This is a genomic window from Streptomyces sp. NPDC056361 (assembly GCF_042262805.1).
Lineage (GTDB): Bacteria > Actinomycetota > Actinomycetes > Streptomycetales > Streptomycetaceae > Streptomyces.
In genome coordinates this window covers 1-12,367 of record NZ_JBHJQI010000194.1, presented here as the reverse complement: position 1 = coordinate 12,367, position 12,367 = coordinate 1, and the positions used below count along the sequence as shown (strand labels likewise).

General features: G+C 74.5%; 12 protein-coding genes and 1 tRNA gene. 8 read left to right on the top strand and 5 right to left on the bottom strand.

Translation table 11 applies throughout. The features are described 5' to 3' along the window. Window positions 1-141 precede the first annotated feature (141 nt). The gene (locus tag ACFCY7_RS37005) at window positions 142-1,152 is read left to right on the top strand and encodes a hypothetical protein (protein WP_376490470.1); all 1,011 of its coding nucleotides are present in this window, start codon (window positions 142-144) and stop codon (window positions 1,150-1,152) included. Window positions 1,153-1,177: 25 nt separating this feature from the next. On the opposite strand, the gene ACFCY7_RS37000 is transcribed toward ACFCY7_RS37005, so the two are convergent. Next, window positions 1,178-3,442, bottom strand: coding sequence for a prolyl oligopeptidase family serine peptidase (locus ACFCY7_RS37000; RefSeq protein ID WP_376490469.1), 2,265 nt, complete (start codon window positions 3,440-3,442; stop codon window positions 1,178-1,180). Between the two features lie 169 nt (window positions 3,443-3,611). Here ACFCY7_RS37000 and ACFCY7_RS36995 point away from each other — a divergent pair, with 169 nt between their 5' ends. From ACFCY7_RS36995 to ACFCY7_RS36980, 4 genes are all read left to right on the top strand, one after another. Then, window positions 3,612-3,806: a hypothetical protein gene (locus ACFCY7_RS36995; protein ID WP_367822525.1), complete on the top strand. Its 195-nt coding sequence runs from the start codon at window positions 3,612-3,614 to the stop codon at window positions 3,804-3,806. A gap of 72 nt (window positions 3,807-3,878) precedes the next feature. Continuing rightward, on the top strand, window positions 3,879-4,769 hold the full coding sequence (gene mshB, locus ACFCY7_RS36990) for an N-acetyl-1-D-myo-inositol-2-amino-2-deoxy-alpha-D-glucopyranoside deacetylase (RefSeq protein ID WP_376490468.1): 891 nt from the start codon (window positions 3,879-3,881) through the stop codon (window positions 4,767-4,769). After that, complete coding sequence (locus tag ACFCY7_RS36985; protein ID WP_376490467.1) at window positions 4,766-5,320, top strand: DUF6113 family protein; 555 nt, start codon at window positions 4,766-4,768, stop codon at window positions 5,318-5,320. The genes mshB and ACFCY7_RS36985 overlap by 4 nt, the downstream gene beginning before the upstream one ends. A gap of 175 nt (window positions 5,321-5,495) precedes the next feature. Then, on the top strand, window positions 5,496-7,805 hold the full coding sequence (locus ACFCY7_RS36980) for a hypothetical protein (protein ID WP_376490466.1): 2,310 nt from the start codon (window positions 5,496-5,498) through the stop codon (window positions 7,803-7,805). Between the two features lie 129 nt (window positions 7,806-7,934). Here the strand turns inward: ACFCY7_RS36980 and ACFCY7_RS36975 are convergent, their stop codons facing one another. After that, entirely contained in the window at window positions 7,935-8,159 is a 225-nt protein-coding gene (locus ACFCY7_RS36975; protein ID WP_376490465.1) for a hypothetical protein, read from the bottom strand. Then, window positions 8,159-8,521, bottom strand: a complete 363-nt coding sequence (locus ACFCY7_RS36970; protein WP_376490464.1) for a DUF1304 domain-containing protein — start codon at window positions 8,519-8,521, stop codon at window positions 8,159-8,161. The genes ACFCY7_RS36975 and ACFCY7_RS36970 overlap by 1 nt, the downstream gene beginning before the upstream one ends. A gap of 139 nt (window positions 8,522-8,660) precedes the next feature. Between ACFCY7_RS36970 and ACFCY7_RS36965 the strand changes: the two genes are divergently transcribed. After that, a tRNA-Ser gene (locus ACFCY7_RS36965) sits at window positions 8,661-8,735 on the top strand. Window positions 8,736-8,772: 37 nt separating this feature from the next. On the opposite strand, the gene ACFCY7_RS36960 is transcribed toward ACFCY7_RS36965, so the two are convergent. Further along, complete coding sequence (locus tag ACFCY7_RS36960; RefSeq protein ID WP_376490463.1) at window positions 8,773-9,654, bottom strand: tetratricopeptide repeat protein; 882 nt, start codon at window positions 9,652-9,654, stop codon at window positions 8,773-8,775. Next, window positions 9,651-10,706 carry a GNAT family N-acetyltransferase gene (locus tag ACFCY7_RS36955; protein WP_376490462.1) on the bottom strand — a complete coding sequence of 352 codons (1,056 nt, stop codon included), beginning with the start codon at window positions 10,704-10,706 and terminating at the stop codon, window positions 9,651-9,653. Before ACFCY7_RS36955 ends, ACFCY7_RS36960 begins: the two co-directional genes overlap by 4 nt. Before the next feature lie 112 nt (window positions 10,707-10,818). Here ACFCY7_RS36955 and fdxA point away from each other — a divergent pair, with 112 nt between their 5' ends. Next, entirely contained in the window at window positions 10,819-11,139 is a 321-nt protein-coding gene (gene fdxA / locus ACFCY7_RS36950; RefSeq protein ID WP_030207635.1) for a ferredoxin, read from the top strand. An 86-nt stretch (window positions 11,140-11,225) separates the two neighbouring features. Beyond that, window positions 11,226-12,320: a bifunctional succinyldiaminopimelate transaminase/glutamate-prephenate aminotransferase gene (locus ACFCY7_RS36945; protein WP_376490461.1), complete on the top strand. Its 1,095-nt coding sequence runs from the start codon at window positions 11,226-11,228 to the stop codon at window positions 12,318-12,320. Window positions 12,321-12,367: the final 47 nt, after the last annotated feature.

The window sequence follows — 12,367 nt, the reverse complement described above, 5'->3', positions numbered from 1 at the left end:
GGAGCGCGTGGTGCACGCCCGCGGCGCCGGTGCGTACGGCACCTTCACGCTGACCCGGCCGGCCGCCCGTATTCCGCCCGACTTCCCCCGTACATGCGGAACCGCTTGTTTCGCACGGTCGCGACCGTGAGTATCGGGTCCGTGACTGTGACACGACCGGCACGTCTCACGGGCGCCGCGCTCTGCGCCGCGCTCGCCCTCATCGCCGCCGTGTGGATCCTCAAGGACCTCGCCGCGCTCGGGTCGCCCGTCGACCTCGCGTGGTACTGGGCCGGGGACCGCTCCTTCCTCATGCGGGGGAGGTCCGCCACCTCGCTCACCGACCCGGTGCTGCTCGTCGTCTCCGCGGTCGCCGCCGTCGCCGCGCTGCGCTCCCGGCACGCGGCCTCCGCGCTCGCCGCCACCGGCACGGTCACCCTCGCCCTGCGGCTGCCCGGGCTGTGGGCGGCGGACAGCGGGGCGCTCGTCACCGCGCTCGGCGAACTGGCCCTCGCCGCCGGCCTGGTCGTCACCGCGGCGGCGGGCCGGCGCCCGCCGACCGCCGCGTACGAACAGATCCCCGGCCGGCCCCGTACGGGCAGGGCCGTCGCCGCCGGGGTCCTCCTCGGGGTCGCCGCCGCCGTCGTGACCCTGTGGGAGCTGTACTGGGCGACCGAACTGCCCGTCGAGGTCACCGTCGACCGGCTCACCGGCGGCCGGTCCGTCGTCAAACCCGACCTCGCGCCCCCGCCCGGCTGGCTGTCCGTGATGCTCGTCGGCCTGTACGGCACGGCCGCCGGCTCCGCCTTCGCCCGCGCCCGCCACAGCCGGGCGTTCGGACTCCTCGCCGGCGGGTTCCTGGCGGCCGGCGGCCTCGCCGAGGTCGCGCGGGCCGTCCGGTACGAGCTGGTCGCCCACTTCGGGGGCCTCAGCGCTGTCGGGCAGCTGAGCGTCCTCAGCGCCGTCTTCGGCCTGCTCGCCGGCATCGCGGTGCTCGTCCTCCTGGCCGGGCGCGGCGCCCCGACCCCCGCTCCCACCCCGCACGGTCCCTACGGGCAGTACCGGCCGTACGGGGTCCCCGGGCAGCCCGGCCCGTACGGGTCCTACGGGTCCTACGGGCCGGCCGGGGCGACGCCCCCGGCCCCGCCCTCCCCGCCGCCGCCCGGCTGGTGACCCACCCGGGCGCCGGCCGGCCCGATCACCCGCCCATGGCCAGCGACCGCTTCAGGAAGTCCACCTGGAGCAGGAGGAGGTTCTCGGCCACCTGCTCCTGCGGAGTCATGTGCGTGACCCCGGACAGCGGCAGCACCTCGTGCGGCCGGCCGGCCGCGAGGAGCGCGGACGAGAGCCGCAGCGCGTGCGCGACCACCACGTTGTCGTCGGCGAGCCCGTGCACGACCATCATCGGCCGGGCCGGCCCCTCGGGCGCCGTGAGCCCGTCGTCGGTCAGCAGCGACTGCGCCGCGTACACGTCCGGATCGTCCTGCGGGGTGCCGAGGTACCGCTCCGTGTAGTGGGTGTCGTACAGCCGCCAGTCCGTCACCGGCGCCCCCACCACCGCCGCGTGGAAGACGTCGGGCCGCTGGAGCACCGCACGGGCCGCCAGGTACCCGCCGTACGACCAGCCGCGCACCGCCACCCGCCCCAGGTCCAGCGGGAACCGCCCGGCCAGCGACAGGAGCGCCTCCACCTGGTCGTCGAGCGTCGGCGTCAGATCGCGCAGGATCGCCTTCTCCCAGGCGGGGGAGCGGCCCGGCATCCCCCGCCCGTCCGCCACGATCACCGCGAAGCCCTGGTCGGCGAACCACTGGGACGTCAGATACGGGTTGTGCGCGGCGACCACCCGCTGCCCGTGCGGACCGCCGTACGGATCCATCAGGACCGGCAGCGGCCCGTCCCCCTCCTCGTACCCCGTGGGCAGCAGCACCGCGCACGGAATGCGGCGCGCGCCCGCCTCCGTGAGCCGCACCCGGGCGGAGACCACCGGCCGCTGCGCGTACGAGGCCACCACCGCGACCCGTTCGCCGTCCCGCAGCACCCGCGCCACGCTCTCCGGCTCCCCGGGACCCGCCGACACCAGGACCGAGACCGCCCCGGAGCGCACCGCCCCGTGCACCCCGACGCCCTCGGAGAGCCGCTCGGCCCCCCTCGCCGCCGACACCCGGTACACATGGATCTCCCCGGTCTCCGGCCCCGCGGGCAGCACCGGGCCGCCCACCGGCACGGCATCACCCGCCGCTGCCCCGCCCGCCGCCGTCCCTTCCGGCGTCGCCCCGCCCGGCGTCGCCCCGCCCGGCCTCGCCGCCTCGCCCGCCGACGCCGACACGAGCACGTCCTCCGCGCCCACGTCGAGCACCGCCCGCACGTGGAGCTCCGCCCCCGTCCACGCCTCGTCCCCCACGGCCAGGACGCGCGCCCCGCTCTCGTCCGTGATCCGCACGAGCCCGCCGCCCGGCCCCCACGCCGGCACGCCCCGGTGCGCCTCCAGCCAGGCCGGGTCCGCCTCCGCGCGGACGACGGAGGTGCCGCCCGCCTCCACGTCCACCGCCAGGACCAGCTGCTCCCGCTGGTCCCGGGTCTGCACGAGCAGCAGCGGCGGCCCGGCCGCCGACCAGTGCACCCGCGCCAGGTACGGGTACCGCTCCCGGTCCCACCCGACCTCCGTGCGCGCCCCGTCGAGGCCCACGAGGAAGAGCCGGACCTCCGCGTTGGGCGTCCCCGCCGCCGGATAGCCCACCCGCCGGGGCTCCCGCTCAGGATGCGCCGGGTCGGCGATCCACCAGCGCCGCACCGCCCGGTCGTCCACCCGCGCCACGAGCAGTCGATCCGCACTCGGGGACCACCAGTAGCCGCGGTCGCGCCCCATCTCCTCCGAGGCGATGAATTCGGCCAATCCGTAGGAGACGTGCCCGTCCTCCGGAGCGGCCAGCTCCCGGTCGTCCGAACCGTCCGCGCCCACCACCCGCAGCGCCCCTTCCGCCACGTACGCGACGAGCCGTCCGTCCGGCGAGGGACGGGGGTCGATCACCGGGCCCGGCACCGGCAGCTCCCGCGCCGTCCCCGCCCGCAGATCCGCCGTGAACAGCCGCCCCGACAGGGAGAACGCCGCCAGCTCCACCGCCCCGTCCACCGCGTACGCCACGATGCCGCCGGAGCCCTCCCTGCTCCGCTCCCGGCGCGCCAGCTCCTCCGGCGGCAGCTCCTCCGCCGCCCCGGCGAGCAGCGCCCCGGGGTCGGCGGCCACCCGCTCCGCGGGAACGCCGCCCGGCGGCAGGTCGAGCACCCACAGCAGGTGCGAGCGCTCCGTGCCCGAACCGGACCGGACGAACACCACCCGCTCACCGTCCGGGGACACCGAGAACCCCCGCGGAACCCCCAGCGTGAACCGCTGGGTGCGGGCGAGCTGGCGCGGGAAGGAGAGCGGGGCCCGGGGCGGGGCCGGCTGCTGTCGAGTCGAGGTCATGCGGCTGAAAGTAGCGCCGTGCGCCCCCCTCGTGCCTCCGTCCGCCGATCGATGCGATGGCACGGATAGTTATGATCCGTAGCGCTAGGTGGGTATGTACCCGACTGGCACATGCTCGCTGCCCTGTCCGCTCGAATATCCGACCGAAGAAGTGTGGAGGTGAACCGCCGTGGCACTCTCGATTTCGGCGGTGGTGCTGCTGGCGATCGTCGTCTTCCTGCTGATCCGGAAATCCGGGTTGAAGGCCGGCCATGCGGCGGTCTGCGCGCTCCTGGGCTTCTACCTGGCGAGCTCGTCCATGGCCTCGTCGATCAGCACCCTCACGACGAACGTGGCGAGCATGATCGGCGGCCTCAAGTTCTGACCCGGCCGGGCACCCCGCAGGGGGTGCCACGGGATCGGAGCCCCGGTGGGAGGGGTCTCGTAGGGTAGGGCCATGACCGATCTCCCCGCCCGTCGTCTGCTCCTCGTGCACGCGCACCCGGACGACGAGTCGATCAACAACGGCGCCACCATGGCCAGGTATGCGGCCGAGGGCGCCCTTGTCACCCTGGTCACCTGCACGCTCGGCGAGGAGGGCGAGGTCATCCCGCCCGGCCTCGCCCACCTGGCCCCCGACCGGGAGGACCGGCTCGGCCCGCACCGCGTCGGCGAACTCGCCGCCGCGATGCGCGAGCTGGGCGTCACCGACCACCGCTTCCTCGGTGGCCCCGGGCGCTTCCGCGACTCCGGAATGATGGGCGTCGAGCAGAACGAGCGCGACAACGCCTTCTGGAACACCGACGTCGACACCGCCGCCCCGTACCTCGTCGAGGTGATCCGCGAGACCCGCCCGCAGGTCCTGGTCACCTACGACCCCGACGGCGGCTACGGGCACCCCGACCACATCCAGGCCCACCGGGTCGCCACCCGCGCCGCCGAACTCGCCGCCGACCCCGGCTACCGGCCCGACCTCGGCGCCGCCCACACGATCGCCAAGATCTACTGGAACCGCGTCCCCCGCCCCGTCGTCGAGGCCGGATTCGCCCGACTCCGGGCCGAGGGCTCCGCCTTCCCCGCCGTCGCCGCCGTCGCCGACGTCCCCGGTGTCGTCGACGAGGACAAGATCACCGCCGAGATCGCGGCCGGCCCCGAGCACGCGGCCCGCAAGAGCGCCGCGATGGCCGCGCACGTCACCCAAGTCGCCGTCGACGGTCCCTTCTTCGCCCTCTCCAACGACCTCGGCCAGCCGATCTTCACCACCGAGTACTACGAGTTGGTCCAGGGCACCCCCGGAACCCCCGCCGGCGTCCGCGAGACCGACCTCTTCGCGGGGGTGACCGCGTGAGCACCCCCTCCTCCGACCCCAAGCGCCCGAAGCCGGGCTCCGAGTCGAACGCGAAGGCGCATCCGAAGGCGCACTCGAAGGCGCGCTCGAACGCGGCCCCGGCGACGGCCGGCAGGGCGACCGCCGAGGGGAGCGCCAAGGCGGCCGCCAAGGCATCCGCCAAGAAGGCCGCGAAGCCCTCCCGGACGCCCGACCCGATGCCCTCCCAGACCGCCCGATACGTCTGGTACGGGGTCCTCGTCGTCCTCGGCGCCCTCGTCGGGACCGCCGGCGCCCTCGTCCAAGCCGCCTGGCTCCCCCTGGGCTTGGTCCTCGCCCTCCTGGCCACCGCCGCGCTCTTCTACGGAGGGCTGCGCGCCACCGGCACCCAGGTCGCCGTCGCCGCGGCCGGCGGCGGCTGGCTCGTCGCCATCGTCCTGCTCAGTCTCGGACGCCCCGAGGGCGACGGGGCGTTCGGCGGGGGCGTCGGCGAGCTGCTCTTCCTCTTCGGAGGAATGGCGGCCGCTGTGATGTGCACCACGCTCTCCCGGCTGCCGCGACCGACCCCGTGAACAGCACGACTTGAGACCGGGGACGTCCTGACTTCGGCCGGAATGCCCGTCGTACGTCACCCGGGGGTCGGGTACAAGGCGGCGGCGGCCAGTATGGTGGTGCGCGCCGCCGAACCGCCCGGGTAACACGAGCATCTGCAAGAGCGGGCGGTGGAGCCAACCGGGAGATCCTGCTTTGAGTCGTGAATCTGGTCGAGAGACTGACAGTTCGTCCTCCGGCGCCCAGGGGCGCGGTGGAGCCGCGTACCCCTCGGGTACCCCGCCGTACGGATCCCGCCAGTATCCGTCGCTCCACCCCACGCAGGACGCGCCGGAGGAGACCCCCGTCGCGCCCGCGCTGCCGGAGGAGCCCAAGACCGAGACGACCCTGACGACCCGGATCCGGATCAACATCCCGGGTTCGCGTCCGATCCCGCCGGTCGTGGTCCGCCAGACGGTCAACGAGGCGCCCGCTCCGGACCCCGAGCCGGAGCCTGCCCCCGTCGCGGAACCGGAGCCCGTGCCCGCGGCCGCCCCCGCGGCGCCGCAGGCGGAGGAGGCCCCGAAGGCGAAGGAGACCAGCGACTGGTTCGCGCCGCGCAAGGCGGCCCCGCCCGCCGCCCCGGCCGTCCCCGCCCTCCCCGCCGCCCCGGCGCCCACCCTCAAGCCCGGCCCGCAGGCCACCGGCCCGGACACCCAGGGCACCGGCTTCGCCGGCTCGGCGACCTCCGGCGTCCCGACGGTCGGCAACACCCCGTCGAGCCGCCCGGTCACCGCGCCCCAGGCCGGCAACCCCCTCTACGAGAGCGGGACCCCGGCGGGCGGCACCCCGATGTACGACGGCACTCCGGCCGGCGGTACGCCGATGTACGACGGGACCCCCGCGGGCGGTACGCCGATGTACGACGGGACTCCGGCCGGCGGTACGCCGATGTACGACGGGACTCCGGCCGGCGGTACGCCGATGTACGACGGGACTCCGGCCGGCGGTACGCCGATGTACGACGGGACTCCGGCCGGCGGTACGCCGATGTACGACGGCACCCCCGCCGCCGGCACGCCCATGTACACCGGGACCCCCGCCGGCGGCACCCCCGCCTACCGGGGTCCGGGAGCGGCGGCCCCGACCGGCCCCACCACCGGCCCGGTCACCGGCACCGCCAACCTCGGCGGCCCGGGCCCCTTCCAGGGTCCCGGCCAGGGCCGGGGTCCGCGTCAGGGACAGGCGCCCGGACAGCCCCAGGGCCGTCCCGGAGCACCGGGCGCGGGCTCGCCGTTCCCCGGCGGCCAGGCACCCCGCATGTCGGACGACACCGCGATCCTCACCCCGCAGGCACCCGCCCCGACGTCCGGACGCGCACCCGCGGCCGGCCAGGGCGCGGCGGCCGACGGCGGCGGCGCGGGCCACGTCTCCGGGGACACGCTCACCAGCGGCATCCCCGTGGTCCCGCCGGGCGCGGCCCGGCCGAACCTCACCCCGCGCATCGACGAGCAGCGAACCCCCGCGCCCGCCCCGGCACCGCGACCGGCGCCCGCGCCCGCCCGCGCCCCGGCGAAGAAGGGCCGCTCGAAGCTGGTCCTCGTCGCCGCCGGAGTCGTCGGCCTGGCCGGCGTCGCCTACGGCGCCGGACTGCTCCTCAACCACTCCGACGTCCCGAAGGGCACCACCGTGCTCGGCGTGGACATCGGCGGCGGTACGAAGGAGGAGGCCGTCAACAAGTTGGAGAAGGCCCTCGGCACGCGCGCCCACGCGCCGCTCCAGCTCAGCGTCGGCGGCACGAAGGTCCAGCTCGCCCCCGACAAGGCGGGCCTGGCGCTCGACAGCCAGGAGACCGTCCGCGCGGCCGCCGGCAGCGACTACAACCCGGTCTCCGTCATCGGCTCGCTCTTCGGCGGCGAGCGGATCGCCAAGCCGGTCTTCCCGGTCGACCGCGAGAAGCTCGCCGTCGCCCTCACCGACCTGGCCGGCAGCTCCGCCTCGGCGACCGAGGGCACGATCCTCTTCGCGCCGAACAAGGTGACCCCCGTCCCGGGCAAGCCCGGCAAGGGCCTGGACGTCCAGCGCTCGATGATCTCCGTCCAGGACGCCTTCCGCGCCCAGGTCGAGACCGGCCAGGGCAAGCTCGTCGAACTGCCCGTCACCACCCGCCAGCCGTCGGTCACCCAGGCCGAGCTGGACCGGGCCATGAAGGAGTTCGCCACGCCCGCGATGTCCGGTCTGATCCGGATCCAGGCGGGCGGCAAGAAGATCGACTTCGGTCCGGCGCGTTCGCTGCCGCAGATCCTCTCCATGAAGGCCGTGGACGGCCGACTGGTCGAGGTCTACGACAAGAAGGCGATCGACCGGCTCCTCGACGGCGCCTTCGACGGCATCATGATCACCAAGGGCGACGGCACCAAGCACCAGGTCTCCGCCGACGACGTCGCCTTCGTCATGCGCGACGCCCTGCGCGGCAAGACCCTCGCCGAGCGGACCAAGACCATCGACCTCAGCGGCGAAGGCTGACCCCGCCCACCCCGGCCCCCGAGCCCCCGTCCCACCCGGGACGGGGGCTCGCCGCGTCACGCCCGCCCGCGGAGTCGCTCCCGTGCCGGCTCACCGCGTCGCACCCGCGCACGCCCGCGGCGTACGCGCTCACCACTCGCCCCCGTACCGCTCCTTCCTCGCCCGCAGCCACGCCTCGACCTCCCGCCGCTCCCGCGGCGACGCGGCCCGCAGATCGTCCGCCCGGATCGTCGCCACGAACCGCGTGAACCGCACCCGACGCTGCACCCCGTCCACGCCGATCACCTTCCCCGGCCCGTAGACGTCCGTCCCCGTGTGCGCGACGAAGCTGCCCGTGCCGTGCGCGGCCCCCATCAGTGCGACACCACGACCGCCGAGAGCGCCAGCGCGCCCGGCAGTCCCTGCGCGAACAGGATCCGCCGGTTCGCCGTCGCGGCGCCGAACACCCCCGCGACCACGACGCAGCTCAGGAAGAACACCCGCGCCTGGAAGCCCGTCGGGTCGTCCGCCACCAGACCCCACACCAGCCCCGCGGCCAGGAACCCGTTGTACAACCCCTGGTTCGCCGCCATCGGCGCCGTCGCCCGCGCCATCCCCGCGTCGAACCCCGAGAACCCCCGCCCCGTCGCCCTCTCCCACAGGAACATCTCCATCACCAGGATGTACACGTGCAACAAAGCAACGAGCGCCACAAGAATGTCCGCGGTCAAAGGCATGGCCGCATTCTGCCCCCGCCCGCCCCTCCACCAGCGCGTGACGCGTGGAAGCCGCGGACACATGTCGGCGACGCCTGCCGTTCACGCTCGAAAACGAGTCGTCACCGTGAGGGGTGTTCGCGTAGCGTCGCGGGCAAGGGCGGGGTCGTAGCACAGAGGTAGTGCGCCGCGACGACATCTCGGAGGACGCCGGTTCGAATCCGGTCGCCCCGCCCCCTTGAGGGTCCCGGCGCTGATCGGCGGGACACCTCCTAGTTCAGGAGCGCTCTGGCGGCCTGGGCGCGGCGGCGGATGGTGGTGGCCGATTCGGGGTCGACCGCGTCCATGACCTCCGCGTAGGCCTCCATCTCCACGGCGCCCTTGAGGAACTCCCCGCGTTGCACGAAGAGCTCGGCGCGCTCGTAGCGGAGTCTGGCCGGGTGGGAGGGGAGGAGGAGGGAGAGCTCCACCGCCCAGAGGGCCACGTCGGAGCGTTCGGGGCGGGAGGCGGCCCAGGCGCGGATGTTGTTGAGGATGCGGAGCACGATGGCGCCGGGTTCGGCCGGGCGGAGCATCGAGCGGTCCAGTGCCTCGCCGGTCGCGCTGGCCACGAGCAGCTCGGCGTCCGCGCCGGTCATGGTGCGCCCGCCCGCGAAGGGGTCGGCGAGGTTGAGGTCGGCGGGGTCGCCGAAGCCCACGACGAAGTGGCCGGGCAGCCCGAGTCCGTACACGGGGGCGCCGGCCCGGCGGGCGACCTCCATCCACACGACGGAGAGCAGGATCGGCAGGCCGCGGCGGCGCCGGAGCACCTCGTGCAGGAGTGAGGACTCCAGGCGCTGGTAGTCCGCGGGCACGCCTTCGAAGCCCTCGTGGACGCCGAGGAGCGCGGCGAGCTCGGTGGCCCAGTCGCCGGTGATCCGGGTGGCGTACGGGACGAGCCCGGCGAGGCGGTCGAGCTCGATCTCCGCCTCGTCGAGGGCGTGCCGGGTGACCGTGGGGTCGGCCACCGCCCCCACCAGCAGGCAGAGCCGTGCGAGGTCCGGCCGTTCGGCCCGCGCCTCCTCGGCGAACTCCCGCCGCCAGTCGGTCACCTCGTCCGGGCCGAGGCCGCCGGCGCCCTCGGCTCCGGCGTCCGGTGGTCCTTCCTCCGTCACGCCTCCGCCCATCGGTAGTGGTGGTAGTGGTGATGGGCCGCGAAGCCCATCCCGTCGTACAAGGCCCGGGCGGCGTCGTTGTCCGCCTCCACCTGGAGCCAGGCCGCCGACGCGCCCTCGTCCAGCGCCTGTCGGGCCAGCGCCGTCATGACGGACGTCGCCAGGCCGCGGCGCCGGTGGGCCGGGTCGACCTCGACGGCCATGAAGCCGGCCCAGCGTCCGTCGACGACGCAGCGGCCGATCGCCGCCGGTACCCCTCCCGTGCCCGCCACGGAAGCGAACCACACACTCGGGCCGGAGGCGAGGACCGTCCGGACGGCCGGGCTCGCCTCTCCGGAGCGCTGGTACCTGCCGAGCCAGGCGTCGTCGACCGTCCGGGACAGGTGGACGGCGGAGACGTCGGCGTCGAGGTCGCCGATCGGGGCGAGGGCCGCGATCCGCACCTCGGCGCTCACCTCGCGCCGCCAGCCGTGGCGATCGAGCTCGGCGCACAGGAGCTCCTGGGTGCCCTCGGCGCCGGTCGCGGTCTGGACGTACGCGGGAAGGCTCCGGGCCGCGTACCAGTCCCGTACGCGGGTCAGCGCCTCGGCCACCGGGAGCCCGGGGTCACCGAGCGGCAGTGCGGAGTTGGCCCGCCGGGTGAATCCGACCCGCCGTCCGGCCGCCGCGTCTCCCGGGCGCGCTTCGCTCGGCACGTCCTGGTACGAGGCCCGGAGGGTCCACTCGCCGAGGGGTTCGCTCTCGACGGGCTGCCACGCGCGCGCGGTGGCCCTGGCCAGCTCGGGGAAGGTGGCGGAGGGCCCGCGACGGCGGGCCGGGGCGGCGGGGACGACCTTCCCCGCGACCAGCGAGGACTCCTCGATCCGGACGGCCGCGCCGTCCTTCCGTGTGATCAGGAGCACACCGGCGTCCCATGATGTGAGAACTCCGACCGCATCGGTGTATTTCCCGCCCGCTTCCGGTGCATCCGTCACGCACCGAACGGAGACACGTTTTCCCACGTCAGCGCTGGTGATGCGGACCTCCAGGCGTCCTCCGCCGGTGAATTCCACAGCTTCTCCGCCCCTCCTGTTCGGATCGCCCCCAAGAACGGAGATACTAGGGGCGGGCATCGACGACGCCGCGCTCCCGCGCAGACCAGCCCTATCGAGGAGGAACGACAGCGTGACATACGTCATCGCGCAGCCTTGTGTCGACGTGAAGGACAAGGCGTGCATCGAGGAGTGCCCCGTCGACTGCATCTACGAGGGCAAGCGGTCCTTGTACATCCACCCGGACGAATGCGTCGACTGCGGGGCCTGTGAGCCGGTGTGCCCGGTCGAGGCGATCTTCTACGAGGACGACACCCCGGAGGAGTGGAAGGACTACTACAAGGCGAACGTCGAGTTCTTCGACGACCTCGGTTCGCCCGGTGGCGCCTCCAAGCTCGGCGAGATCGAGCGTGACCACCCCTTCATCGCCGCTCTGCCGCCGCAGAACGGCTGATCGACCGCATCCGGTCCCGTACGGCCTCGGTCGCCGTACGGGACCGAGGCGTTTCCCCGTACGTAAGAGGAAGTGAGAGCCAACCCGTGAGCGCAGTCTCTTCGCGCCTGCCCGTCTTCCCCTGGGACAAGCTGGAGCCGTACAAGAAGACGGCCCTGGCGCACCCGGACGGAATCGTGGACCTCTCCGTCGGCACCCCCGTCGACCCGGTCCCCGCGCTGATCCAGGAGGCCCTGGTCGCGGCGGCGGACTCGCCGGGCTATCCCACGGTGTGGGGGACGAAGGAGCTGCGGGACGCGCTCACCGGCTGGTGCGAGCGGCGGCTGGGCGCGGTGGGCTTCGCCCACGAGAACGTGCTGCCCGTGGTGGGCTCCAAGGAGCTGGTGGCCTGGCTGCCGACGCAGCTGGGTCTCGGCGCCGGCGACAAGGTGGCGTACCCGCGCCTCGCCTACCCGACGTACGAGGTCGGCGCGCGGCTGTGCGGCGCCGAGCCCGTCGTCTACGACGACCCCACGGAGCTCGACCCGGCGGGCCTGAAGCTGCTCTGGCTCAACTCCCCGTCCAACCCGACCGGCAAGGTCCTAGGCAAGGACGAGCTGACCCGGATCGTGGCCTGGGCGCGCGAGCACGGCGTGCTCGTCTTCTCCGACGAGTGCTACCTGGAGCTGGGCTGGGAGGCCGACCCGGTCTCGGTCCTGCACCCGGACGTCTGCGGCGGCTCGTACGAGGGCATCGTCGCCGTCCACTCGCTGTCCAAGCGCTCCAACCTGGCCGGCTACCGGGCCGCGTTCGTCGCGGGCGACGCGGCCGTCCTCGGCGAGCTGCTCCTGATCCGCAAGCACGGCGGCATGATGACCGCGGCCCCGGTGCAGGCGGCGACGGTCGCGGCGCTCGGCGACGACGCGCACGTGGCCGAGCAGCGCGGGCGGTACGCGGCCCGGCGCGCGGCGCTGCGGGCGGCCCTGGAGGCGCACGGCTTCCGGATCGAGCACAGCGAGGCGAGCCTGTACCTGTGGGCGACCCGGGACGAGCCGTGCTGGGACACCGTGGCGTACCTGGCGGAGAAGGGCGTCCTGGTGGCGCCCGGCGACTTCTACGGCGAGGCCGGGGAGCGGTTCGTGCGGGTGGCGTTCACGGCGACGGACGAGCGGGTCGAGGCGGCCGTCAAGCGCCTGGCCTGAGTCGGTGGGACGCCGGAGGGGGCCGGGGGGGGTTGGGGGAGCCGGGC